The organism is Hydrogenophaga pseudoflava NBRC 102511 (assembly GCF_001592285.1).
Taxonomy (GTDB): Bacteria; Pseudomonadota; Gammaproteobacteria; order Burkholderiales; family Burkholderiaceae_C; genus Hydrogenophaga; species Hydrogenophaga pseudoflava.
This window is the reverse complement of the sequence record NZ_BCWQ01000013.1, coordinates 100,493-123,136: the sequence shown is the minus strand read 5'-3', so window position 1 is coordinate 123,136 and position 22,644 is coordinate 100,493. Positions and strand designations below refer to the sequence as shown.

25 protein-coding genes are annotated in these 22,644 nt (G+C 68.0%); 11 read left to right on the top strand and 14 right to left on the bottom strand.

Annotated elements, in window-relative coordinates:
* Nucleotides 1-43: 43 nt before the first annotated feature.
* The 11 genes from HPS01S_RS16375 (at nucleotide 44) to HPS01S_RS16330 (ending at nucleotide 10,981) form a co-directional block, all read left to right on the top strand.
* Nucleotides 44-1,381 carry an NAD(P)/FAD-dependent oxidoreductase gene (locus HPS01S_RS16375; protein WP_066158384.1) on the top strand — a complete coding sequence of 446 codons (1,338 nt, stop codon included), beginning with the start codon at nucleotides 44-46 and terminating at the stop codon, nucleotides 1,379-1,381.
* Nucleotides 1,378-2,232 carry a MipA/OmpV family protein gene (locus HPS01S_RS16370; protein ID WP_066158382.1) on the top strand — a complete coding sequence of 285 codons (855 nt, stop codon included), beginning with the start codon at nucleotides 1,378-1,380 and terminating at the stop codon, nucleotides 2,230-2,232. The genes HPS01S_RS16375 and HPS01S_RS16370 overlap by 4 nt, the downstream gene beginning before the upstream one ends.
* Nucleotides 2,225-2,995 (top strand): lysophospholipid acyltransferase family protein, encoded by a 771-nt coding sequence (locus tag HPS01S_RS16365; RefSeq protein ID WP_066158380.1) that lies wholly within the window; start codon nucleotides 2,225-2,227, stop codon nucleotides 2,993-2,995. The genes HPS01S_RS16370 and HPS01S_RS16365 overlap by 8 nt, the downstream gene beginning before the upstream one ends.
* Complete coding sequence (locus HPS01S_RS16360; RefSeq protein WP_066158378.1) at nucleotides 2,992-3,762, top strand: glycosyltransferase family 2 protein; 771 nt, start codon at nucleotides 2,992-2,994, stop codon at nucleotides 3,760-3,762. The genes HPS01S_RS16365 and HPS01S_RS16360 overlap by 4 nt, the downstream gene beginning before the upstream one ends.
* A gap of 1 nt (nucleotide 3,763) precedes the next feature.
* Nucleotides 3,764-4,525, top strand: coding sequence for a class I SAM-dependent methyltransferase (locus tag HPS01S_RS16355; protein ID WP_066158377.1), 762 nt, complete (start codon nucleotides 3,764-3,766; stop codon nucleotides 4,523-4,525).
* The gene (locus HPS01S_RS16350; protein ID WP_066158375.1) at nucleotides 4,522-5,700 is read left to right on the top strand and encodes a cation:proton antiporter; all 1,179 of its coding nucleotides are present in this window, start codon (nucleotides 4,522-4,524) and stop codon (nucleotides 5,698-5,700) included. Before HPS01S_RS16355 ends, HPS01S_RS16350 begins: the two co-directional genes overlap by 4 nt.
* A gap of 292 nt (nucleotides 5,701-5,992) precedes the next feature.
* Entirely contained in the window at nucleotides 5,993-6,532 is a 540-nt protein-coding gene (locus HPS01S_RS16345; RefSeq protein WP_157576387.1) for a hypothetical protein, read from the top strand.
* Entirely contained in the window at nucleotides 6,529-8,232 is a 1,704-nt protein-coding gene (locus tag HPS01S_RS16340; protein ID WP_066158371.1) for a dienelactone hydrolase family protein, read from the top strand. Before HPS01S_RS16345 ends, HPS01S_RS16340 begins: the two co-directional genes overlap by 4 nt.
* A 32-nt stretch (nucleotides 8,233-8,264) precedes the next feature.
* On the top strand, nucleotides 8,265-8,630 hold the full coding sequence (locus HPS01S_RS21855) for a hypothetical protein (protein ID WP_157576384.1): 366 nt from the start codon (nucleotides 8,265-8,267) through the stop codon (nucleotides 8,628-8,630).
* Nucleotides 8,630-9,304 carry a hypothetical protein gene (locus HPS01S_RS21850; RefSeq protein WP_157576381.1) on the top strand — a complete coding sequence of 225 codons (675 nt, stop codon included), beginning with the start codon at nucleotides 8,630-8,632 and terminating at the stop codon, nucleotides 9,302-9,304. The genes HPS01S_RS21855 and HPS01S_RS21850 overlap by 1 nt, the downstream gene beginning before the upstream one ends.
* 30 nt (nucleotides 9,305-9,334) lie before the next feature.
* Nucleotides 9,335-10,981, top strand: coding sequence for a TrbL/VirB6 family protein (locus tag HPS01S_RS16330; protein ID WP_066158367.1), 1,647 nt, complete (start codon nucleotides 9,335-9,337; stop codon nucleotides 10,979-10,981).
* A gap of 25 nt (nucleotides 10,982-11,006) precedes the next feature.
* Here the strand turns inward: HPS01S_RS16330 and HPS01S_RS16325 are convergent, their stop codons facing one another.
* Genes HPS01S_RS16325 through HPS01S_RS16260 form a run of 14 tightly spaced genes read right to left on the bottom strand, consistent with a single transcriptional unit; the run spans nucleotide 11,007 to nucleotide 22,634 of the window.
* Complete coding sequence (locus HPS01S_RS16325) at nucleotides 11,007-11,507, bottom strand: hypothetical protein (protein ID WP_066158365.1); 501 nt, start codon at nucleotides 11,505-11,507, stop codon at nucleotides 11,007-11,009.
* Between the two features lie 23 nt (nucleotides 11,508-11,530).
* Entirely contained in the window at nucleotides 11,531-12,268 is a 738-nt protein-coding gene (fabG, locus tag HPS01S_RS16320) for a 3-oxoacyl-ACP reductase FabG (RefSeq protein ID WP_066158363.1), read from the bottom strand.
* Nucleotides 12,265-12,711, bottom strand: coding sequence for a hotdog family protein (locus tag HPS01S_RS16315; RefSeq protein ID WP_066158361.1), 447 nt, complete (start codon nucleotides 12,709-12,711; stop codon nucleotides 12,265-12,267). The genes fabG and HPS01S_RS16315 overlap by 4 nt, the downstream gene beginning before the upstream one ends.
* Nucleotides 12,705-13,502 carry a beta-ketoacyl synthase chain length factor gene (locus HPS01S_RS16310; RefSeq protein WP_066158359.1) on the bottom strand — a complete coding sequence of 266 codons (798 nt, stop codon included), beginning with the start codon at nucleotides 13,500-13,502 and terminating at the stop codon, nucleotides 12,705-12,707. The genes HPS01S_RS16315 and HPS01S_RS16310 overlap by 7 nt, the downstream gene beginning before the upstream one ends.
* Nucleotides 13,499-14,689 (bottom strand): beta-ketoacyl-[acyl-carrier-protein] synthase family protein, encoded by a 1,191-nt coding sequence (locus HPS01S_RS16305; RefSeq protein WP_066158357.1) that lies wholly within the window; start codon nucleotides 14,687-14,689, stop codon nucleotides 13,499-13,501. The genes HPS01S_RS16310 and HPS01S_RS16305 overlap by 4 nt, the downstream gene beginning before the upstream one ends.
* A 25-nt stretch (nucleotides 14,690-14,714) precedes the next feature.
* Nucleotides 14,715-15,437, bottom strand: a complete 723-nt coding sequence (locus tag HPS01S_RS16300; protein ID WP_066158355.1) for an SAM-dependent methyltransferase — start codon at nucleotides 15,435-15,437, stop codon at nucleotides 14,715-14,717.
* Nucleotides 15,434-16,234, bottom strand: coding sequence for a polysaccharide deacetylase family protein (locus HPS01S_RS16295; RefSeq protein ID WP_066158353.1), 801 nt, complete (start codon nucleotides 16,232-16,234; stop codon nucleotides 15,434-15,436). The genes HPS01S_RS16300 and HPS01S_RS16295 overlap by 4 nt, the downstream gene beginning before the upstream one ends.
* Entirely contained in the window at nucleotides 16,231-16,872 is a 642-nt protein-coding gene (locus tag HPS01S_RS16290; RefSeq protein WP_218016604.1) for a hypothetical protein, read from the bottom strand. The genes HPS01S_RS16295 and HPS01S_RS16290 overlap by 4 nt, the downstream gene beginning before the upstream one ends.
* On the bottom strand, nucleotides 16,869-19,232 hold the full coding sequence (locus HPS01S_RS16285) for an MMPL family transporter (protein ID WP_255284232.1): 2,364 nt from the start codon (nucleotides 19,230-19,232) through the stop codon (nucleotides 16,869-16,871). The genes HPS01S_RS16290 and HPS01S_RS16285 overlap by 4 nt, the downstream gene beginning before the upstream one ends.
* Nucleotides 19,229-19,798 (bottom strand): outer membrane lipoprotein carrier protein LolA, encoded by a 570-nt coding sequence (locus tag HPS01S_RS16280; RefSeq protein ID WP_066158351.1) that lies wholly within the window; start codon nucleotides 19,796-19,798, stop codon nucleotides 19,229-19,231. The genes HPS01S_RS16285 and HPS01S_RS16280 overlap by 4 nt, the downstream gene beginning before the upstream one ends.
* The gene (locus HPS01S_RS16275; protein ID WP_218016603.1) at nucleotides 19,795-20,715 is read right to left on the bottom strand and encodes a lysophospholipid acyltransferase family protein; all 921 of its coding nucleotides are present in this window, start codon (nucleotides 20,713-20,715) and stop codon (nucleotides 19,795-19,797) included. The genes HPS01S_RS16280 and HPS01S_RS16275 overlap by 4 nt, the downstream gene beginning before the upstream one ends.
* Nucleotides 20,712-21,017: an ApeI family dehydratase gene (locus tag HPS01S_RS22255; RefSeq protein WP_255284231.1), complete on the bottom strand. Its 306-nt coding sequence runs from the start codon at nucleotides 21,015-21,017 to the stop codon at nucleotides 20,712-20,714. Before HPS01S_RS22255 ends, HPS01S_RS16275 begins: the two co-directional genes overlap by 4 nt.
* The gene (locus tag HPS01S_RS16265) at nucleotides 21,004-22,356 is read right to left on the bottom strand and encodes an AMP-binding protein (RefSeq protein ID WP_066158348.1); all 1,353 of its coding nucleotides are present in this window, start codon (nucleotides 22,354-22,356) and stop codon (nucleotides 21,004-21,006) included. The genes HPS01S_RS22255 and HPS01S_RS16265 overlap by 14 nt, the downstream gene beginning before the upstream one ends.
* A complete protein-coding gene (locus HPS01S_RS16260) occupies nucleotides 22,353-22,634 on the bottom strand; it encodes a phosphopantetheine-binding protein (protein ID WP_066158346.1) in 282 nt (93 codons plus the stop codon). Before HPS01S_RS16260 ends, HPS01S_RS16265 begins: the two co-directional genes overlap by 4 nt.
* Between the last annotated feature and the right edge of the window lie 10 nt (nucleotides 22,635-22,644).

The following is a 22,644-nucleotide window of genomic DNA, read 5'->3' as shown; positions in this document are numbered from 1 at the left end:
CACCCGCCCGGCGGCTTCCGCATTGCATTCCGAATCCCACGCCATGAACACACCGGTCCCGAGCAGCGTCAGCGCCCCTTCCTGCGATGTGCTGGTCATCGGCGGCGGCCCGGCCGGCTCCACGGTGGCCAGCCTGCTCGCCGAAAAAGGCCACCAGGTGGTGCTGCTCGAAAAGGCCCACCACCCGCGCTTTCACATCGGTGAATCGCTGCTGCCCGCCAACCTGCCGCTGTTCGAACAGATGGGCATTGCCGACGAGATCAAGGCCATCGGCATGCACAAGCCGGGTGCGGAGTTCGTCTCCATGGAGCACGGCCGCGCCCAGACCTTCTATTTCGCCGACGCCTGGGACAAGTCCATGCCCGCCGCCTACCAGGTGCGGCGCGCCGACTTCGACCACATCCTGTTCCGCCATGCGCGCAACAAGGGCGCTTTGGCGCTGGAGGGCGTCAAGGTCACCGGGGTTGAATTCCTGGACGGCGGCGGCGCCCATGTCAGCGCCATGGACGCGGATGACCAGGCGGTGCGCTGGCACGCGCGCTTTGTGGTCGACGCCTCCGGGCGCGACACCTTCCTGGCCAACCGCTTCCGCATCAAGCACCGCAACCCGCGCCACAACAGCTCGGCCCTCTACGCCCACTTCCACGGCGCCGACCGCGGTGAAGGAGAGGAAGAAGGCAACATCCGCATCTTCTGGTTCGCGCACGGCTGGTTCTGGTTCATCCCGCTGACCAACGGCACCACCAGCATCGGCATGGTCACCTGGCCGTACCACATGAAGTCCAAGGGCTCGCGCAGCCTGCAGGAGTTCATGATGGACAACATCGCCACCTGCCCGCCGCTGGCCGAGCGCCTGTCCATGGCCACGCAGGTGAGCCCGGTGGAAGCCACCGGCAACTTCTCTTACGTCTCCGAACGCAACCACGGCCAGAGCTACCTCATGCTCGGCGACGCCTATGCCTTCATCGACCCGGTGTTCTCCTCGGGTGTCTGGCTCGCCATGCACAGCGCGGTGGTGGGGGCCGACACCATCGACACCTGCCTGCGCCAGCCGCAGCGGGCCGCAGCCGCGCTCAAGCGCTTCGACCGCGTGATGCGCCACGGGCCCAAGGAGTTCTCCTGGTTCATCTACCGCGTCACCAACCCGATCATGCGCGACTTCCTGATGGGTCCCAAGAACGTGTTCCGCGTCAAGGAAGCCATCCTGTCGGTGCTGGCGGGCGACGTGTTCGGCAAGACCCCGATCTGGCGCTCGATCCTCATATTCAAGGCGATGTACTACATCGCCAACATCACCCAGCCCCGACGCGCGTTCAGGGCCTGGCAGCGGCGCCGCTTCAACATCCGCAAGGTGGACGACCCCGCCATGTACAACGCATGAAGACCCTGCTCCGCCTCGCGTCCGCACCGGGTATGGCTGGCCTGCTCCTGGGCCTGGGTGCCACCGCCCCGGCCCAGGGCGCGGAAGACAAGCCGCTGTGGGAAGCCGGCGCCGGTGTGGCGGCGGTGAGCTTTCCGGCCTACCGCGGCTCGGACCAGCGCCAGGCCTTCGTGCTGCCCACCCCCTACTTCGTCTACCGCGGCGAGTTCCTCAAGGCCGACCGCGACGGCGTGCGCGCCGAGCTGTTCGATTCCGACCGCGCCGAGCTGACTGTCTCGGCCGCGCTCTCGCCCCCCGCATCGAGCGAGGACATCCGGGCGCGCGCCGGCATGCCCGACCTGCGCGCCAACTTCGAGGTCGGCCCGCAGCTGAACCTGACCCTGTGGCAGACCGAGGGCAAGGCGCGCCAGCTCAAGCTGCTGCTGCCACTGCGCGCGGCCTACACGCTGGAGCGCAACCCGAAGAGCCTGGGCTGGGTGCTGCACCCCAAGCTCAACCTGGACCTCACGGACCTGTCGGGCCTGCCGGGCTGGAACGTGGGCCTGCAGGCCGGCCCGCTGTTCGGCGACCGCAAGCAGCACCAGTATTTCTATGGCGTCGACGCCGCCTACGCCACCGCCGACCGAGCGGCCTACCGGGCCGGCGCCGGGTTCGCCGGCATGCAGTACCTGGTGGGCATCTCCAAGCGCTTCGGCAACCAGTGGGTGGGCGCCTTCCTGCGCTACGACAGCCTGCGCGGCGCGGCCTTCGAGGCCAGCCCGCTGGTGCGCACGCGGCACTACGTGGCCGGCGGCGTGGCGGTGTCCTGGGTGCTGGGCGAATCGAGCGAGCGCGTACCGGTCGATGAATGACACGCTGCGGCCACGTGGTCCGCTGTGGACCCTGTACGAGCACCTGGCTATGCACGTCGGCCTGGGTGCACTGGCGCTGCTCTGCCTGACCTGGCTTCCCTTTGCCATGCTGCTGCACCCGCTGCTGCCGCGGCCCGTGGGCCAGCGGCTGGGCCGGCGCGTGATCGCGGCGGGATTCCGCTTCTACCTGGGCCTGCTGGAGCGGCTGTGTGCCTGCCGCTTCGACCTGTCGGAGATCGAGGGCCTGCGCAACGAACGCGGCCTGATCATCGCAGCCAACCACCCATCCCTGCTGGACGCAGTGATCCTGGTCTCGCAGCTGCCCGACGCGATCTGCGTGATGAAGGCCAGCCTGATGGACAACCCGCTGTTCGGCTCGGCGGCCCGATTGGCCCGCTACGTGCGCAACGACGGTATTCTGCGGATCATCACGGGCAGCTGCGAGGCGCTGCAGCAGGGCACCCACCTGGTGCTGTTCCCCGAAGGCAGCCGCACCGTGCACTTCCCGGTCGACCCGCTGCAGCCCACCACGGGCATGATCGCCCGCCGCGCCGGTGTCCCGGTGCAGACCGTGCTGCTGGACTTTTCCACCGCCTACCTGGGCAAGGCCTGGCCGCTGCTGCGCCCGCCGGTGCTGCCGCTGACCGTGAAGGCCCGACTGGGCCGCCGCTTCGACGCCCCCACCGATCACACCGCCTTCACCACCGAGCTGGAGGCCTATTTCCGCCGCGAGGTCCGCGTGCCCACCGCCCCAACCGCATGACCGCTTCTGCTTCGAGCACCCACCTGGTGCTGATCCCCAGCTACAACCCCGGCCCGGGCGTCATCGACACCGTGCGCCAGGCCCGCGCGCAATGGACACCCGTGTGGGTCGTCGTCGACGGCAGCACCGACGGCACCGACCGGCTGCTGCAGGCCGAAGCGGCCCGCGACCCTGGTCTGCGTGTCATCGTGCTGCCGCAGAACCAGGGCAAGGGTTCGGCCGTGCTCGCCGGCATCGAACAGGCCGCGCGCGAGGGCTTCACCCACGCGCTGACCATGGACTCCGACGGCCAGCACCCGGCCGACCTGATCCCCACCTTCATGGCCGCCTCGCAGCGCGACCCGGGCACCATGGTGCTGGGCAAGCCGGTGTTCGGCCCCGAGGCCCCGGCCCTGCGCGTCAACGGCCGCAAGGTCTCCAACGGCTGGGCCAACCTGGAAACGCTGTGGATGGGCGTGGGCGATTCGCTCTACGGCTTCCGCGTCTACCCCATCGCGCCGCTGGCGAAGATCATGCGCGGCAACCGCTTCATGCGCCGCTTCGATTTCGACCCCGAGGCCGTGGTGCGGCTGTGCTGGGCCGGCGTGCGGCCGCTCAACATCGACGCCCCGGTGCGCTACCTCAGCGCGGAGGAAGGCGGCGTCTCCCACTTCAAATACCTGCGCGACAACACCCTGCTGACCTGGATGCACACCCGCCTCTTCATCGGCTTCGTGCTGCGGCTGCCCCTGCTGGTCTGGCGACGTCTTTTTGGATCGGAACACTGACATGAACCACCCCAGCCAGGGCAAAGGCGCGCTCAAGGACGACCCGCGCCTGCGCCCCTATTTCAAGAGCGAGGGCGAGCGCCGCGCGCTCACCCAGACCATGTTCAACCAGGCGGCCGGCGGCTACGACAGCGCCGAGAGCCTGACCGCCCTGGGCAGCGGCGCCTGGTACCGGCGCGACGTGCTCAAGCGCAACGGCCTGTCCGCCGGCATGACGCTGGTGGACGTGGCGGCCGGCACCGGACTGGTCACGGTGGCCGGGGTCGAGCTGGTCGGCCCGACGGGCCGGGTGATCGCGGTCGACCCCTCGCCCGGCATGCTGGTCGAGCTGCGCAAGAAGGTGTCGGTGGAGACCATCGAGGCTTTCGGCGAGGCCATTCCCCTGCCCGACGCGCAGGCCGACTTCGTGTCCATGGGCTATGCCCTGCGCCATGTCGACGACCTGGACAAGGTCCTGTCCGAGTACCTGCGCGTGCTCAAGCCGGGCGGCAAGGTCTGCATCATGGAAATCAGCCGCCCGCGCGGCCGCCTGCTGCGGGGCCTGCTGCGCTTCCACATCTCGGTGCTGGTGCCGCTGATGGCGCGGCTCACCGGCCGGCACGCCGACGTGCAGAAGCTCTGGGCCTACTACGGCGACACCATTGAGGCGGCGCTGGACCCCGAGACCATCATGGATGCGCTGCGGCACGCCGGCTTTGCCGATGTGGGCTGCTCGGTGTCGCTGGGCATCTTCCGCGAGTACACCGGGGTGCGCCCGGCATGAACACCACCGAGATCTTCCTGATCGCGATGCTGATCATCTTCAGCCTGCCCTGGCTGGTCTGGAGAGTCTTCAACACCGACTACTTCGCGCCGCTGGTGGTGGTGCAGATCATCATGGGCATCCTGCTCGGGCCCGGGGTGCTGGGCAAGTGGTCACCCGAGTACTACCAGTTCGTGTTCACGCCAGCGGTGGTGCAGTCGCTCAACGGCATCGCCTGGTGGGCGGTGATGCTGTTCGTGATGATCGCGGGCGTCGAGCTGGACCTGGCCCAGGCCTGGAAGCACCGGCGCGAGAGCGGCATCACCGCCGGACTGGCGCTGGGCTCGCCGCTGCTGCTGGGCTGCGGCGCCGCGCTGGTGCTGCTGCAGTTTCCCGGGTGGATGGGACCGCTGGCGCAGCACTGGCAGTTCGTTCTGGGCATCGGCATGGCCTGCGCGGTCACCGCGCTGCCGATCCTGATCCTGCTGATGGAGAAGCTGGAGATCCTGCGCCACCCGCTGGGCCAGCGCATCCTGCGCTACGCCAGCCTGGACGACATCGCCATCTGGGGCGTGCTGGCGCTGATCCTGATGGACTGGAGCCGCATCGGCAAGCAGGTGGTCTTCCTGATCGCCTTTGTGCTGCTGGGCTGGGGCTTCCGGCGCCTGATGGCCTGGCTGCAGGAGCGCGACCGCTGGTACGTGGCGCTGATCTGGCTCGCGGCCTGCGGTTTCGGCGCCGACTGGGCCGGCCTGCACTACATGGTGGGCGCCTTCCTGGCCGGCGCCATCATGGACGCGCACTGGTTCGATCAGGACAGGCTCGACCAGCTGCGCCACCACGTGCTGCTGGTGATGATGCCGGTGTTCTTCCTCTCCACCGGCCTGCGCACCAACTGGGCCGTCGGCGGTGCCGAGGTGTTCGCCGCGGCGGCGCTGCTGCTGTTCGTGTCGGTGGCGGGCAAGCTGATCGGCGTGCGCATCGCCGGCCGCGTACTGGGCTGGGGCCCGGGCGAGGCCAGCGTCATCGGCTGGCTGCTGCAGACCAAGGCGCTGATCATGATCATCTTCGCCAACATCCTGCTGGACAAGCAGGTCATCACCAGCGAGACCTTCACCGCCCTGCTGCTGATGGCCGTGGCCAGCACCATGCTGACGGTGCCGGTGGTGGCACCGCATGTGCGGTTCAAAATGTAACCAAATAGTGCACGCTTGAGGCCGAGCCCAAGCGGTTTGACGCTAGCATCTCCCGCTGTCGGACCCGATCCGACGCACAGGCGACCTGTGGACCACCACGGGCGCCAGGGAGCCGACCATCCAAACACCACCAAGCTGCTTCGGGCATTTGCCCCGACCGTGCAAGGACGCCGCCTGCGGACCGTCCGTGCGAGGCTTCGCCTCGTCCTCACCACCCCACACGAATCCAAAAGCCCCCGGGCTTCTGCACACCATGCGCCGGCTACTTCATCTTCTGATCGGGATTTCAATCATGAGCACATTCTCCGCTTGTAGCGAAGAGAAGCGGTTTGCGTTTCACGGCGTGGATTACTACCAGGCGGTCGACATGCCACAGGTCGAAATCCTCGATTGCCTCTATGGCGATGGTATGGGTGCTCACACCCGGCAAGAAGTCGAGTCGGGCAAAGCCCGGCGCGGGGAAAACTGTGGTACGGCAGGCAACATGCCTATCGGCGATTTCCTCTACGTCAAGTGGAGGGACAAGGCGACGGGCCAGGTGTATGAGGACAAGGTCGATCTGAGAAAGCGTCTGCCATCCCCAAAGGAGATGCATGACACAACGGTCTATTTCCTAATCGACGAAAACCAGTTGTACGTTTATTTGATACCCCATACCGAATGGGGAACAAAGCTCAATTACTTGCCACCGGGCAAAGCTCCCAACGGCCCTGATTCGACGAAGCATCTGGACGTCAAGACCCTCTACCCGGACAACGCCCCGCCAAAGGTACGCGGAGGACGCCCTAGCGCCCGCGCAGCGCGTGAGGCCGCAGAGAAGGCCAAACCATGAGCGAGGTGGTCAAGCGGCTCAACGAAGCGGAACGCGTTCGCCTGGACTCCCAGGTCGAGGCCGTAGCCCGCTCACCTGCGCCACAGGTGGGCGCCCGCACCGGCCAGCAGTTTGTTTTCGTGGCCCATTTCGACGGCACCAACAACGACAAGGACGACCTCAAGCTCTCGGGCAATCCACTGCCCACTAATGTGGCCGAACTCTGGTCGCAGATGAAACCGCTAGAAGCGGACAACTTCAAGACCCAGTACTACCGGGGCGTCGGCACCGATCCGGGTGCCGAAGGTCTTGCCGACGCGCTCATGCCATCGGCAGAAATGCGGGCCACAGCATCAAGGGCATACAAGGACTTCGAAGACGAAGCCACCGACTGGCTCCGCGCCCACCCCGAAGCCAACCCCACAGAATCCCTGAAGGTCATGGCCACCGGCTTCAGCCGGGGCGGTGGCACGGCGGCCATCTTCAGCCAGTTGCTCTACGAGCGCGGCCTGACCGATCCACAAACTGGCAAGACCCTCATACCCCCCGGTCAGCTGGGTCTGGCCGGGGCCATGATCTACGACCCGGTGACCACCGGCTACGACGGCAACAGCTCTTTCTCGCCCACCTCGGAAAATATCACCGTGGTGCAGGCGCAGAACGAGTACCGCACCCTCTTCAAAGGCGTGCACCACAGCACCCACCCCGATGTCACCGTGGTCCCGGTGACCGGCAACCACTGCAACATCGGCGGCGGCTACGACCGAGGCATCGGCGCTCGGGTGCTTGAAGCGTCCAACGACTGGTTCCAGAAATCGGGCGTACCGATCCAGGAGATGCCGAGAGACAAGCGCCACGACGGCAGCGCCACGGTCTACCACGAGCGTGATCTGCCGTACTCAGACAAGGTCGCCAATGCAGGCCGACATTCGCTGGCGCGATCGGCGTTTCCAGTAGGGAGCCGGGTGCTCGAGGGAGCGGCCGGCCGGGCCGACTACCCCGTTACACACGACCCGCGCGAGGGTCTGCATGCCCCGCGGGAGCTCGACCCGGTCGCCCATGGCGAACGCGAGCGCGCCGACGGCTGGCGGCGCTTCAATGGCGCAGAGGGAGCGGTCTGGCGCAAGGACTATGTCTCAGACAAAGGAGTGCCGCTGAGCGCAGTCATCGTCGAGCGCGACCTGCCCGGCAAGACCAGCGATCGGGTGGACATCTATCTCAGCCGCCGCGACTGGCCCGGCGAACTGCTTTATGAAAAGCGCCTGCCCGCCGATGCCGGACAGCAGCTGCGGGAGTCGCTGGACAAACGGCTCGACTCGGTCGCCAAGAAGCCCGCAGGGGCCGGTCGCCCGCAGCCCAGCACCCGTCAGAGCGAGCATGCCGAACGCTTCATGGAACAGCTCGCCCCCCGGCTCGGCCAACTCGGGATGAATCAACGACAGATTCACACGCTGGCGGCTGCAGCAGCCAAAGAGGCCTCCCGCTACGAAAACCAGGGTCCGGTGGGTCAGTTCATCTTCGGTCGCGACGGCAACACCATTGCGCTGCGCCAGGAATACCCACCGCTGCGCGAGTTCAGCGTGGCGCAAGCGCTTTCGCAATCCCCGGCCGAGCACTGGCGCGAAGCGGTCGCCATGAACACGGCCATGCGGGATGCGGCATTCGTATCCCCAACCCCATCCCCGCAAGCCAGGCCTGAGGCCGCCATCGCTCGCGGATGATTGTCTTGTCAACCACCCCAAGGAGGAAGCCCGTGAACACATCAAATACCACCCGTCAAAACCCGATCACCCGCCGGAGATGGGGGCAATGGGCATTGGCCGCAACGATGGGCGCTGGGCTGGCGGCTTGTGGCGGCGGGGGCGGGGGCAGCGATGAGCCACCGACGCTGCGTGAAGCTTTTGACCGGTTGCAGCCGGGGATGACGAAGAAGCAGGTTTATGAGTTGACTGCAAGAACACCAGTAAGAAGCTCAACCGCGCATTACCAATACGAGGACGGCTCCGAAAAGCTATATGTGAGCTTTGCACCTGACAGCTCAACAACCTCAGACAACTTTCTTATTAATGATGCAACCTGGAGCATTATTAATGGGGAAAGCATTACCAGGGGATACTAATGAAGACCACCAGATTTTCACACCAACTGGCTCTAACACTCTTATTGATTTCTGCTTACCCAGCCGCGTTTGCTCAGTGGGCAGTACACGACGCCGAGGCAATTCGTCAACTTGAAAGCATAAATCGAGTCAGAGGATTAAACAACATTCAAGATGGAGAAATACAAAAGGACCTCGCAGCCACCAGCAGAGCCTTCCAAGAACTCGAAATCGCCGCCGAAGAAAAGGAGAAATACATCAAAACCCTGGCCAGCTGCGGCGAACGCAAGGTCAATGCCAAGTACTTTGATGCCTGCATCGGCCGGCGCAAACTGGCAATCAATTCCCTGATGCAGTACGACATTCATCTGGACAAGATGAACAAGCATCTGGACGCCATCAAGAAGCTGCTGGACGATTCCCGCGGTGTCGAGAGCGAGGCTGGAAAACTCCAGCGCTTCCAGACCGAAATCCAGGCCCGTCAGGCCCTGATGCTCGGCGAGGCGGCGCGCATGCAGGGTCTGATGCAGGCCTACAAACAGCGCGATGAGCTCTATGCGGTGCAGATGAACGAGGCCAGGGAGTCCACGGTAAGCAAGCCGCCGGTCAACGACGAGGCTGGGGCCGAGCGGCCCGCCGCCAGGGCGCCCACCTTCCGGGTCATCAACATGAACAGCCCATTTGAGAATCAATAAACAGGGGCGACAACGCCCGGGGGAGGAAGCATGGCAGATTGCACGGCGCTGGACGCAGCCAACTTCATCAGCAGCTTCGTGGAGCAGGCGGAGGTGTTCTCCGGCTTGCCCACGCATTACCAGGACGCGTTGAACGACGCGTCTTTCTATTGCCGCTTGCGCGAGTACGTGATCGAGGACCAGTTGCAGGGCATCTACCAGCATGGGGCTGCCCGCGAGCTGGCCAAGGTGATTGGCGTGATGTCGTCGATCTTCGTCACGATGTGGGTCATGGTGCAGGGGTTCAAGATCATCAACGGCACGATGCGCACGCCCATCCTGGAACTCGGTTTCCAGGCGGCCAAGATCGTGCTGATCTTGTCCTTGATCTCTCTGACGCTGGCCAACACCCCTTGGATCACCGAGCAGGTGACGGGCTTCCAGGAGGCCATCGCCTCCTTCCTGACCGGCACAAGCACACCTATCGACGATCTGATCGACTTCAACATCGCTGCGACGGCGCTGATTGATCTTGTCGTGCAGGACGTAACGGGCAAGGGCCTGGGCAACGCCGCCACCCTGGGCGGCAGCAACACGCTCACCGCGGGCTGGCTGGGTCAGGGCGGCCCAGCAGTCGCCGCGGCGTCACTGCTGCTGATGGCGCGGGTGGCGATTGTGTTCGGCATCATGCTGTCGCCGGTGTTTCTGTTCTTCATCCTGTTCGAGAAAACCAACGCGCTGTTCTGGCAGAGGGTGAAGTACCTGCTGTCGATCTTCTTTGCGATGGCGGCGCTGAGCATCGTCGCCGTGATTGCGCTGCAGGCGATGTCGCAATACGGCTTCCGGGTCTTCCTGTCGATGCTGGTGAACCAGATGGACCCGGGAACGTTGCGAGCGATCCTGGTGTCGGTGCTCACGGAAAACGTCAGCGGCGCGGATGCGTCCATCGACGTGGGCGGCGGCCTGACCCGTCTGGCGATGATGGGGGCCTTCTTCACTGCCCTGATCGCCGCGGCGCCCGTCATCGTCATGACTTATTTCGGCGCCGCCATGCATCTCGCGGCACAAGGCATGAATGCCATGGCAAAACCAGGGGGCGGTGCCGGGGCACCCGCATCCAATGCAAGCCCATCAAGCACAGCCTTGCAACACACCAACCACGAGCAGCGATTGGAACAAGGCCAGTACGGCCCTTCGGCCCATGCGACGTCGGCGGCGCCTTCGCTCACGGCTGGCAATCAGACCCTCAACTACCAGGCCATGCAACACATCGGCGCTCAACAGGCGGCAACAGCACAACGTTTTGGCGATGGCTCCCCCGCCATCGGACAGCGCTCGGTGCTCGGCATGGCCAACGACACACGATTCCAGAGTGGCTTGCCGCACAGCCAGGCTCTGCCAAACAACTCGACCGCAGCGCAAAGAGGGATGGCGAAGAACAGCACCTCAAGCCACGTCGTATCGACCGCTCAGGACACCTGCGCCGCCAACCCGTCGTCAGCCACCCATCAGGCAACGACGACCTTGCCCCCCGATCACCCGGAGGCCACGCCGGTATACGCCGTGCCGCCACCCGGCGTCCGCCCTCCGGGGCAGCCCCTGATCGAGGTGGCCGCCCGGGAAGTGCCGCGTGCCCCGCAGCCCATGCCGGTCCGCCCGGGTGCCTCCCAGTTCATCAAACGCCCTGAGCCGCGGTAGCCCGAGCGCTCTCAAGCCACCCCGGTCAGCTGCGCGCGCAGCCCACGCGCTCGACGCTGATCGCCCCCATCACCGACACGCCGCGTCCGGCGTTGTCGCCGAACACCGAGGTGCCGGAGGTGGCCGAGGAGATGTGGGCGTCGCAGTGCAGCTTGATGCGCAGCCCGCCGCCCACGTTGACCGCCGCGCGCAGGCAGTACCAGCCGTTGGGGTTGAGCAGTTCCATCTCGCTCTCTCCCAGCACGTTCACGCCCGGCTGCACCACCACGAGCACGGGGTAGTCGGTGACCTCGCGGTCCGCCACCGAAGACCCGCGACCCAGCACCCGCACCGCGCCCGACACGGTGCGCAGCGGCGGTGTGTCGGTGAACGGGTGCTGGCTGCCCCAGGCCCGCATGCAGGCCTGGGCGGCGCTCTGCACCGTGTCCGCATCCTGCGCGTGCGCCGCAGTGGCCGTCAGCAACGCCGCCAAGGCCAGCGCACAGGTGTTGACGGGCAGGGTCAGCAAACACTTCTTTATGGCCATGGCTCGGACACTCCTTGGTTTCTTCAGATCATCGCGCCATTGATCGAGATCACCTGTCCCGAGATGTATCCCGCCTGGTCGGAGGCCAGGAAGGCCACCAGGTGCGCCACCTCGGCCGGCTGGCCGACGCGCTGCATGGGGACCATGCGCTTGACGGCGTCGGCGTCGAACGTGCCCTCGATCATGCCGGTGGCGATCAGGCCAGGCGCGACCACGTTGACCGTCACGCCGCGGCTGGCCAGTTCCAGCGCGAGCGACTTGCTCGCCGCGTGCAGCGCGCCCTTGGCGGCGGCGTAGTTGACCTGCCCGCGGTTGCCCGCCACGGCCGCCACCGAGGACACGCTGACGATGCGGCCCCAGCGGGTGCGCATCATCGGCATGGTCAGCGGCTGGGTGACGTTGAAGAAGCCGTTGAGCGAGACGTCCAGCACGCGGTCCCACTGCTCGCCGGTCATGCCAGGAAAGACCGCATCGTCGTGGATACCGGCGTTGTTGACCAGGATCTGGATCGGCGCGGCCTCGACCAGCGCCTCCAGCGCCGCGGCGGTGGCGGCACGGTCGGTGATATCGAAGGCCACGGCCTCGGCGCTGCCACCGGCCGCGTGGATCTTTTCCACCAGGGCCTGGGCCTTTTCAAGGCCGCGGTTGGCGTGCACGATGACGTGGTGGCCGTCGGCTGCGAGGCGTTCGCAGATGGCGGCGCCGATGCCGCCGCTGCCGCCGGTGACGAGGGCGCGGCGGCGTTTGCTATCTGTGTTCATAGGGACTGGGCGTCAAGTACCACGGACGCGCGGCCTTCGAGCAGGCAGCGCTCGCCGCAGTGGAGGGTGAACTGGTAGAGGATCAGGCGCGCGTCGCCCGAGAGGCGCTCGGCCGTGACGGTGAGCGGGCCGCCCGCGTCGTCGAGCCGGTCGGTGTGCAGGCTCAGGCCGCGCACGCTGGTGAGGTAGCCCTGGGTCGGCGCCGCGTCGCTCGGTGCCAGCAGCGCGCCGTGCACCGCCATCGCCTGCGCCGCGTATTCGACGCCGGTGGCGGCGCCCAGGCGGGCTGCGTCGCGCAGCGGGTTGGCCGGGTCGGTGTGGCTGATGGCCTCGCAGACGATGCGCTGATCGCTCCATTCGACCACGCGCTCCAGCAGGCACATCGTGCCCTTGTGCGGCACATGGGCCTCGATCCAGGCGTGGTCCAGCGACGCGCTCAGCATGGCTGCCAGCCCACCTGCAGCTGCATGGGCGCGAGGTAGTCGAGCACCGCCTCGCCGCCCTGCCCGGCCGCCACGCGGCGCAGCAGCGGCAGCGCGCGCATGGCAGGGATCGATGTGCGCAACGCCTCCAGCGAGGCGTCGGGCATGGGTTCGGCGGCCTCGGTGGTCGGCGCCACAGTGAGCTGCCCCAGCGCGCCGTCGGCCTGCGGCGAGAGCAGCAGCGCCACCGCGCCGCAGTCGGGCGTGTCGCGCTTGGCGTGGAGCGGCTCGGGGTACTCGCTGTCGTAGGCGATCAGCAGCACCGGCTGCCCGTCGACCGCCACCTGTGCCAGCGCGTCCAGCAGGCCGGCGCCAAAGCTGGCGTCGTAGGCACCGATCACCTGGCACGGTGCCATGGCGCGGGTGGCGATGCCCCAGTAGCCGGCGGCCGCGTTGTGCACCGAGTTGTGGAAGCGCGTCGGCGAGATCTGGCGGTCTTCGCCCGCCAGCTGCTCACACAGCGCATGGCAGTTGTGGCCGTCGGCACCGGAAGCGGCAAACACCGTCGCGAGCGTGGATGCGTCGGCCCCGGCCTGCTTCACCGCCTCCAGGCCCACACCCAGCGAGAGCTTGATGACGCGGCTGGCGCGGCGCCGCTCGGCCGCCGGCAGCAGCTCGGGCACCGGCAGCACGGTGGGCGCGGGCATGTGGGGCTGTTCGCCGCGCAGCACGGCGGCGGCGGTGGACCAATCGGGAAGCCCGGGGGCGATCAGGCCGATGCCGGTGACATAGGCGGTCAAGGGTGTGCTCATGCCGCGACTCCCAGAACCAGGCTGCAGTTGCTGCCACCAAAACCGAACGAGTTGCTCAGCGCGTGGCGCAAGGCCCGGTCCTCGCCGTGCAGCTGGTAGCGGATCGGGATCGAGGGATCAAGCGCGCCGGTGCCCGGGCTGCCGGGCAGGCGGCCATCGGTGAGCGCCATGGCACAGATCAGGGCTTCGATGGCACCGGCCGCGCCCAGCGTGTGGCCCATGTAGCCCTTGGTGGAGTTGCCCGGCACGGTGTCGCCGAACAGCGCGGACACCGCCTTGCCCTCGGCCGCGTCGTTGGCGGGCGTGGCGGTGCCGTGCAGGTTGATGTAATCGATGTCGCCGGGTGTGAGGCCGGCCGAGCGCAGCGCGGCCTCCATGGCCATGCGCGCACCCAGGCCCTCGGGGTGCGGCGAGGACATGTGGTACGCGTCGCTCGATTCACCCACGCCCAGCAGCATCACCGTGCCCGAAACCGGTGCGGTGTTGCGCTCCAGCAGCGCGAAGGCCGCGCCCTCGCCGATGGAGATGCCGTCGCGCGACGCGTCGTAGGGCCGGCAGGGGTTCTTCGACGTGAGCTGCAGCGAGGCGAAACCGTAGAGCGTGGTCAGGCACAGCGTGTCGACACCGCCGACGATGGCCGCATCGATGGTGCCCAGCGCCAGCTGGCGCGCGGCGGCGGCAAACACCTTGGCGCTGGACGAGCAGGCGGTGGAGATCGCCATCGCCATGCCGGTGAGACCGAAGTGGTCGCGCGTGAACTCGGCCAGCGAGAACGCGTTGTGCGTGGTGCGGTAGTGGAAGTCGTCGGGCAGCGCGCCGGTGGCGGGATCGCGGTGGCGGTAGGCCAGCTCGGTCTGCAGGATGCCGGCCGTGCTGGTGCCCAGGAACACGCCGACGCGGTCCGCGCCGTATCGGGCGGTGGCCTCGCGCACGCGGTCGCCAAAACCGTCGGTTTCCAGACCCATGAGCGTGAGGCGGTTGTTGCGGCAGTCGTAGCGGGCCAGCGCCTCGGGCAGGCGCTGGTCGTCGACGCCGGCGACCTCGCCGATCCAGGTGTCGAGTTGCACCGTTTCGAAGGCGCACGGCGCCAGCGCCGAGCGTTCGGCGCGCAGGGCCTCGCGGGTGGCGTCGATCCCGCGGCCGAGGCAGGTGGTGAGGGTGTAGGCGGAAAGCGCGAGCGGGGTCATGGGGCGCAGTGTAGGAAAACCGCCGTCAGCCGTGCTTGCGGCAGACCAGCATGACATTGGCGAAGGGCTTGCCCTCGCTCATCGGGGCCGATTCCACGTCGAAGCCGAGGTCCGTCAGCAGCGCGGTCCAGTCGGCCAACGAGCGGCAGTACAGCTGCGGCAGCCGGTGGCCGCGGGCAAAGGTGACCACGTGGTCGACCCAGTTGGAGATATGGAACGGCAGGCCGGCGCTGGCGTCGCCGATGCGGGTCAGGAACAGGCCGCCTTCGGGCAGTGCGGCGTGGATGCGCTGGAGCACCTTGGTCTGCTGGGCATGGTCGAAGTAGTGCAGCGCATCGAGAATCGTGACCGCGTCGACCTGGCCGAAGTCGACCGCGTTCATGTCGCCCTGCTCCACCCGCACCACCGGGTGGTCGCGGCCGAAGGTATGGGCCGCGCGGTCGACGTCGTTCTGCATCAGCTCGACGCCCCGCATGCTGCGGAACCGGGGCGGCGCCGGCCAGTCGGCCTGCCACTGCCCCTGTTCGTGGAGCCGGCGGGCAGCCAGCAGCCACGCGAAGAGGCTGCCCTGGCCGCAGCCGAGGTCCAGCAGGCGGCCACCGGCCGGCAGCAGCCCGCGCCGCAGCATTTCGCGAAAGATCGGGTCGGTGCCCAGCTTGCCGCGGGCGTAGTGGTGGGCGAACGGCCCTCCGGAACGGAAGCCCTTGGTGGCCTCATCCAGCAGCAGAGGAAAGAAGGTCTGGCTCATTGCAGGGATTGTTGCAGGGTCACCGGCCGCAGCCGCTGTGCCCTCAGGGTCTGCAGGAGTACCGGCAGGGTCGAGAGGATGACGGGCAGACCATCGGGCGTGAGCGCGGCGTGGCCGTCGTGCATCAGGAGGATGTCGCCGGCACCCAGGCCGCGGGTCAGCCGCGCCAGCACCTGCTCCGGCCGGCCGTCGCGCGTGTCGTAGGGGCGCCGCGTCCAGGCCGCCAGCCGCAAGTCCAGCGCCGCGAGCACCGGGTCCAGAAACGGGTTGCGCAGGCCGGCGGTGGGCCGGAAGAACAGCGGCGCCTGGCCGGTGATGTCGGCCAGCGTGGCCTGGGCGGCGGCGATGTCGGCGCGCATGCGGCCCGGGCCGAACAGCGAGAACGCGTTGGAGTGCGAATCGCCGTGGTTCTCCACCCTGTGGCCGCGCGCCACGATCTCGCGGCACAGCGCCGGGTGCAGACGGGCGCGCCAGCCGATGCAGAAAAAGGTGGCTCTGGCCTCCGCGGCATCCAGCAGGTCCAGCACCTGCGGCGTCACCTTCGGATCGGGCCCGTCGTCGATGGTCAGCGCGACCTCGCCGCGCGCCTGGGCGGCGGCCGGCAGGCGGGTGAGGTTGGGCCCGAGCAGGGTGGTCCGCGGCAGCAGTCCGGCGGTGGTGATCACCGCGTGGTTGGCCACCACCGCGCCCAGCGCCAGGGGCCAGGTGGACGGGTCGACCGCCGCCCCCACCGCCGCACCGGCGTGCAGCACGGCCGAGGCCTTGAGAAAGGGGGACGGCGACCAGGGTCTGCTCATGCCTGGGCGTCGAAATGGCCGGCGTCCAGGAAGCGCCGCCACAGTGGCAGCCAGGCGGACCAGTCGTGGTCGCCCGGCAGCACTTCGCAGCGCGGCAGCGGCAGGTGCTGCGCGAGCAGCGACATGCCGTCGGCGAACCGGTCCCGGTCGCCATAGCCCATGAACATCGGCACAGCCGGCGGGGGGGACTGCAGCCAGTGCCACAGGCGCACGTCCGGGTCGCTCATCTGGTCGTCGGTCGCGATCCAGCTCGCCAGGCCACCGGCGCGCACGATGGCGTTGGTGGTGAGGCGCCCGCCCGCATAGGGCGCGAGCAGGCACAGACCGTTCACCGCGCCCACCTGCCCCGCCCAACAGGACAGCGCCAGTTGCCCGCCACGGGAGATGCCACCCAGCCACACGCGCCGGTAGTGCTTGCGCGCAGGGGCCAGCCACTCGTCCTCAAGCCGCCGCAGCGCGATCCGGTTGTCGGCCCCCTCCGCGTGCAGGTCGGGCGCCACCAGGTCCAGCGCCAGCCGGCGCTTCGCCAGCTCGTCGAACAGGCCGGCCTGCACCATGTGCTGCGGCGTCATCAGCGCCCCGGGCAGCATCAGCAGCAGGGTGTCTGCCCCCTGGAGCAGGCGCTCGGTCGGGTTCACGCCGCGACCCCGCTCGGCGGGTGAGCCGGCTTCGGGTACACCAGCACGGCCGACAGCACCAGCGCCAGCAGCGCCCCCGGACCGACGGTGATGCCCACCGCCTGCAGCACCGGCACGCTCGAACTGGCGAGCGTGCCGAAGCCGATCACCGTGGTCAGCACCGCCACCCCCATCGACAGCAGGGTGGCCGGGTCCAGCGGTTCGCCGTCTCCGGGGTGGTCGAGGAACAGGGCGTAGTTGGAGCCGACCGCAAAGATCAGGAGCAGGCCCACCAGGTGCAGCAGGTGCAGCCTGACACCCGCGAGGTTCAGCATCACCATCACCAGGCCCACGGCGAGCGCCAGCGTGAACAGCACCCGGGCCAGCCGCAGCACCGAGCGCAGCGAGACCGCAAGCAGCAGCGCGATGGCCAGCACCCCCAGCAGGGACAGCTCGACCGCCTCGTCGACATAGGTGGCGTACAGACCCTCGAACTCGGTCTTGAGGTCGACGAACAGGGCCCCGCTGCCCGCCAGCGCCTGCTCCACCGGCTGGGCCGGGATGGCGGCATCGGGGACGCCCGGCGCCGGGCGCAGCGGCAGCATCACGGTCCAGTGCCCGTCCTTGCCGTGGATCAGCAGGGAGTCCACCGCCAGCGCCAGGGCGCTGCCGTCGAGGTCGGCACGGGTCATCGGCCCGGCGGCGCGCGCCGCCTCGGTGTCGGCGATGAAGGGTTCGAGCCGCGCCGCGGACAGCGGGGCATCCACCAGCGCCCGCTGCAGGCGCTCGCGCAGCACCTCGGCCGGCGGCAGACTGGCCAGGCGCTGCTGCTGCAGCTGCGCGCTGGGCAGGAAGCGGGCGGGCGAGTCGTAGCCGCCGATGACGCCCTGCTCCACCAGCGCGTCCAACCGCTGCCCGGCCTTCTCGGCCGCCTGCAGGGCCGCTTCCTGGCTGTCGGCGCTGACCGTCACCAGGTAGCGTGCGTCGGGCGCCGCGAGGTCGGAGCGCATGCGCGCGTCGGCGTTTGCCTCGTCCGCGGTGACCGAGGACAGCGCGGACAGGTTGGCGCTCCAGAGCGAATCGCGCTGGACCCATAGGTAGGCCGCCACGACCACCGCCAGCCCCACCATCGCCCAGCGCAGGTGGTGCGCCCGGCCGAGCAGCGCCATCCAGCGCCGCACCCAGACCTCGTGTGCCGGCACGCGCAGGCCGGGCCCGGTCAGCGAAGGCAGCACGAAGCGCGTGACCAGCGCCGCCGTGACGACGCCCGAGAGCGCGTACAGACCCAGCTGGGCCAGCCCCGGGAAGCCCGAAAACAGCAGCGCGCCGAAGCCAATGGCGGTGGTCATCACGCCCAGCCGGATCGTCGGCCAGAACACCCGGCGCCACTGGTCCACGCCCTGGTGGCCGGCCTGAACAAAGTAGTAGATGGCGTAGTCCACCGCCTCGCCGATCAGCGCCGAACCGAAGCCCACCGTGACCCCGAACACCGTGCCGTGCACCAGGCTGACCATGGCGATGCCGGCCAGCGTGCCGCTGAGCACCGGGATCAGGCCCAGGGCCAGCAGCTTGAACGAACGGTAGACCCAGAACAGCACCAGCCAGATGGCGATCGAACTCATCAGCGACAGGCGCTTGGCCTCGCTCTTGATGGTCTCGCGTGCCTGCACCGCGAACTGGCCCGGTCCGGACAGGACCATCGTCAGCGCGGAGTGGCCGGTCGACGCGCGCGCCTGCTCGAAGGCGGCGTGCACCTTGGCGATGGCCAGCGCCTGGCCATCGGTGTCCGAACCGAGCACCCGCGTCTGCAGCAGCAGCATGGCGCGCTCGCCATCGCGTGAGGCCCAGACGCCGGCCCGCATCTGGGGCTGGGCGCCGGGGTTGAGCTGGCCCAGGATGGACAGCACCTCGCCGGTCGGATCGCGCGCCAGGTAGGGCTTGAGCAGCATGCCCGCGGGCGAGGACAGCAGGTCGATGGTGTCGGTCACTACCTCGCGCAGGCCGTCCTCGGTGAAGCGCTCGGGCGAGACGGACGGGCTGAGCGCGTAGCGGTGCGCCAGCAGGCGGTCGCGCTCGCCCTCCAGGCCACCGGCCTCACCGTTCTGGACCGAGAGAAAGTCCGGGTCGGCCGCCAGCGCCTGGCGCAACGCCCGCGACACCGCCGCCCGCTGCTTCTCGTCGCCGCCCTCGACCGCCACCATCAGCAGGCGCGAGACGGACCCGTCCTGCAACTGCTCCACCAGGGCGCGCTGCTCGGCGCTGGGATTGGACGGCAGGAAGAACGACATGTCGGCCGTGAACCGGCTGTTCCAGACCACGGCCAGACCGGCCAGCATCAGCGCCAGCCAGACCAGGAAGACTCGGACCGCCGCGGACTTCACTGGGCCTCGATCGGGTCGATGCTGATTTCCGAACGGTCGCCGTCAGCCTGGAGGTACTCGATGTGCCGCACCTGGTTCCTGCTGCCGCTGACCGTGATGCGCTTGAGCAGCGCCAGGATGGTGTCGTCCCTGGGCACCAGGGTCAGCACCCAGCGCTGGCTTTCACCTTCCAGCGCGAGCGCGTAGTCCTGCTCCAGCGCCTTGCGGTTGCCCGAGAGGGTGCTGCGGATGCTCTCGACGAAAGCCTGCGCCTCCGGGCGGTTGGCCAGGTGGATGGTGAACTTGCGCTTGTCGCGCTCCAGGCTCAGGGTGTCCTTGTCCAGCACCATGGTTTCGGGTTTGGGCAGCAGGGTGCGTTTTTCCAGCCGGTCCGGCGGGCTGAACAACATCTCGCCGCTGGCCCGCACCGGCTTGTCCAGCAGCGCCACATGGCGTGTCTCGACGAAACGCGCGCGCCCACCCTTCTGCGTGGCCAGATCGGTCATCAGCTGGTCGATGTCGAAAGCGGCCTGGGCACTGGTCCAGAGGCCAAGACCCAGCAGGGCCAGCACAAAACGTCGCATCATTTTTTCTGCCAGAAATCGAAGAAATTGAACCAGTTGTAGGGGGCCTTGTGGCACAGATCGGCCAGGCTGTCGGCGTAGCGCTGCACCGCCTCGCGGATCGCGGCGTCGCGGCCACTGCGTTCGACCTTGGAAAAGTCGGCCAGTTCGACGAAGTGCAGCTCGTAGCGGTTGGCGCCCAGATAGAGGCCGGCCATCAGGAACACCGGCCTGCGGAGCATCGCCGCCATGCGCCAGGGCCCCAGCGGGAAGGCAGCGGGAGAACCCAGGAACTCGACCTCGTGCGTGGCGTCATCGCCCAGCGAACGGTCGGCCAGCATGCCCACCAGATAACCCTGGTCGAGCTTGTCGCGCGCCTCCAGCATCGACTCCATCTGCCCCAGGGAAATGATATCTTGCATCGCCTTGGGGTTGATCGCGGCCAGCGTGGCGTTGATCTTGCGGGCGTTCTGCTCGTACATCATCATCGCGACCTTGAGCCCCTCCTTGCCACGCCCCATGGCGCGCAGCACCTCGAAACTGCCCAGGTGGGCGCCGACCAGCAAGGCCCCGGGCTGGCTGCGCACCGATTCGATCAGCGCCTCGCCACCATGGACCTGGATGTCGAACACGTCGAAGCGGTCGTTGAGCAGGTAAATGCGGTCGTGGATGGTGCTGGCGAAACTGAACACATGCCGGAAGCCGTCGCGCCAGAGCGCCCAGCGGCCCAGCACCCGGCGCAGATAGGCCCGGCTGGCCCGGCGCGCGGCCGGCGCGAACAGCACGAAGTACGCCGCGATGGCGTGCAGAACGACGCGGCCGATGCCCCGGCCGAAGGTCAGCGAAATCCAGACCATCAGGCGCAGGATCGCCAGATTGCTGCGCTCCTGGCGCCGCATCCACTCAGGCTGGGCGCTGTCCGTGGGGTCGGGAAGGCTCATGGCGCGGGTGGCAACAAACCGCCGGACGCCACCTCGCGGTCGCCACAGTGCACCGAAAACGCCAGTCCGCCCCGCGCGCCGTCGCGCAGTGCAAAAACCAGCTCATCGTCCGGGCCACACGGGCTGAGGAACTTCACCTGCGTGACCTGCCAACCCGCCAGCGGACCACCCCGCAGCCGCTGGGCCATCTGCACCGCGCGGTCGAGCAGCACCACCCCCGGCACGATGGGATGGCCGGGAAAGTGACCGGCAAAGGCCGGGTGGTCGGCGGGCACGCGCCAGGCCTGCTCAAACAGGGTCACGATCGCCCCCTCGCCCCACATGCCGGCGGTGCAGCGTCTGCAGCGTCGAACGCATGAGCTTGCCGGTGCTGTTGCGCGGCAGGGCGTCGACGAACACCAGGGGCCGCGGCAGGAACACGCGATCGATGCGCTGGCGCAGTGCCGACTGCAAGGTCCGCGACGACACACCGGGCGCGACGACAAAAGCGGTGAGACGGATGATGCCATCGGCCGACTGGTCGGCCTCGTCGGGCAGGAAGAAAGCCCCCTCCTGCACCCCCTCGATGGCGCACAGCTGGTGGTTGAGGTAGGCCAGCGAGCTGCGCTTGCCCGCGATGTTGACCAGGTCGGCGTGGCGTCCGTGCAGCAGGAAGCGCCCACCGTCCTGCAGCTCGATGATGTCCGACAGCGGCACGACGCCTTCCACATGCCCCTCGCAGGCGCTGGTGGTGTCGGCGTGCTGCACCAGCCTCACCCCTGGCAGCAGCTGCCACACGGCGCCAGCGGTGGTGCGGCGGGTGGCCAGCTGGCCCGACTCGGTCGATCCGTAGATCTCGTGCACCGGCGCGCCGCTGTGCGATTCGACACGGGTCGCCAGTTCGGTGCCCAGCGGCGCGGTCGCCGACAGGCAGATGTCCAGGGCCGGCCAGTCCAGACCGGACCCTAGCAAGGTACCCAGGTGGTAGGGCGTGGTCACCAGCATGCGCGGCTGCGGCACGGCGACCAGCGCGTCGACCACGTCCTGCGGGTAGAAAGGTTTGCCACTCCAGAAGCTGCACCCGCCGTGCAGCGCCAGCAGGAAGGTCGACTCGAAACCATAGCTGTGCTGCACCGGCACCGTACCAACCAGCACATGCGGCCGTCGGTCCAGCCCGAGCGCCACCGCTTCGGCGCAGCCGTTCTGCACCAGACGGCCCCAGGTCTTGGCGTGCGGCTGCGGCAGGCCGGTGGACCCGGAGGTGAACAGGATCGCGACCACACGGTCCGCGTCGATCTCGGGGACACGGTCCACCGACACGCGGGTCAAGGCAGCGAGATCCGGGAACGGCAGGCTCGGCAGCCCGGCCACGTCGAACGGCCCGTCGACCACGGCGAAACAGCCGGGATGTTCCTGCGCCAGGCGCTGCAGCGTCTCGGCCGAATGGGACGATGGCTGCAGGCTGACCTTGCCCGTCAGCAGGCAGGCCGCGAACAGCACCGCGAAGTGGTAGCGGTCTTCGCAGAGGTTGAGCACACCGGCGCCGGCCGGCAGCAGCGCCGCCACGGCCTGGGCATCGGCGAGGAACTCGCGCACCCGGACCGGCCCGGAAGGACGCCAGGCCAGGACATCGTCCAGCCCGTGACCGGTGATCGGCTTCACTTGGTGCGCTGGCTCGCGATGTGTTCCGAGAGGGAGCGCAGCGAGGCGAAGATCTTGACGTTGTTCTCGTTGTCCGACTTGAGCTGGAAGCCGTACTGCTTGGAAATGACCAGCGAGATCTCCAGCATGTCGATCGAGTCCAGCCCCAGACCTTCGCCATAGAGCGGATCGTCGGGCTGGATGTCTTCGGGCGTCACGTCGAGGTTGAGCGCCTCGACGATCAGGGCGGCGACCTCGGCCATGAGGTCGTTCAGGGGAGTCTGTGGGGCTTGGGACATGGTCGGTCTC

Coding starts and splice junctions, on each gene's coding strand:
- HPS01S_RS16360 (WP_066158378.1), top strand. CDS start 2,992: ATGACCGCTTCTGCTTCGAGCACCCACCTGGTGCTGATCCCCAGCTAC.
- HPS01S_RS16355 (WP_066158377.1), top strand. CDS start 3,764: ATGAACCACCCCAGCCAGGGCAAAGGCGCGCTCAAGGACGACCCGCGC.
- HPS01S_RS16375 (WP_066158384.1), top strand. CDS start 44: ATGAACACACCGGTCCCGAGCAGCGTCAGCGCCCCTTCCTGCGATGTG.
- HPS01S_RS16325 (WP_066158365.1), bottom strand. CDS start 11,507: ATGGCCATAAAGAAGTGTTTGCTGACCCTGCCCGTCAACACCTGTGCG.
- HPS01S_RS16305 (WP_066158357.1), bottom strand. CDS start 14,689: ATGACCCCGCTCGCGCTTTCCGCCTACACCCTCACCACCTGCCTCGGC.
- HPS01S_RS16330 (WP_066158367.1), top strand. CDS start 9,335: ATGGCAGATTGCACGGCGCTGGACGCAGCCAACTTCATCAGCAGCTTC.
- HPS01S_RS16280 (WP_066158351.1), bottom strand. CDS start 19,798: ATGATGCGACGTTTTGTGCTGGCCCTGCTGGGTCTTGGCCTCTGGACC.
- HPS01S_RS16300 (WP_066158355.1), bottom strand. CDS start 15,437: ATGAGCCAGACCTTCTTTCCTCTGCTGCTGGATGAGGCCACCAAGGGC.
- HPS01S_RS16365 (WP_066158380.1), top strand. CDS start 2,225: ATGAATGACACGCTGCGGCCACGTGGTCCGCTGTGGACCCTGTACGAG.
- fabG (WP_066158363.1), bottom strand. CDS start 12,268: ATGAACACAGATAGCAAACGCCGCCGCGCCCTCGTCACCGGCGGCAGC.
- HPS01S_RS16295 (WP_066158353.1), bottom strand. CDS start 16,234: ATGAGCAGACCCTGGTCGCCGTCCCCCTTTCTCAAGGCCTCGGCCGTG.
- HPS01S_RS16275 (WP_218016603.1), bottom strand. CDS start 20,715: ATGAGCCTTCCCGACCCCACGGACAGCGCCCAGCCTGAGTGGATGCGG.
- HPS01S_RS16260 (WP_066158346.1), bottom strand. CDS start 22,634: ATGTCCCAAGCCCCACAGACTCCCCTGAACGACCTCATGGCCGAGGTC.
- HPS01S_RS21850 (WP_157576381.1), top strand. CDS start 8,630: ATGAAGACCACCAGATTTTCACACCAACTGGCTCTAACACTCTTATTG.
- HPS01S_RS16340 (WP_066158371.1), top strand. CDS start 6,529: ATGAGCGAGGTGGTCAAGCGGCTCAACGAAGCGGAACGCGTTCGCCTG.
- HPS01S_RS16370 (WP_066158382.1), top strand. CDS start 1,378: ATGAAGACCCTGCTCCGCCTCGCGTCCGCACCGGGTATGGCTGGCCTG.
- HPS01S_RS16350 (WP_066158375.1), top strand. CDS start 4,522: ATGAACACCACCGAGATCTTCCTGATCGCGATGCTGATCATCTTCAGC.
- HPS01S_RS16310 (WP_066158359.1), bottom strand. CDS start 13,502: ATGAGCACACCCTTGACCGCCTATGTCACCGGCATCGGCCTGATCGCC.
- HPS01S_RS16345 (WP_157576387.1), top strand. CDS start 5,993: ATGAGCACATTCTCCGCTTGTAGCGAAGAGAAGCGGTTTGCGTTTCAC.
- HPS01S_RS16315 (WP_066158361.1), bottom strand. CDS start 12,711: ATGCTGAGCGCGTCGCTGGACCACGCCTGGATCGAGGCCCATGTGCCG.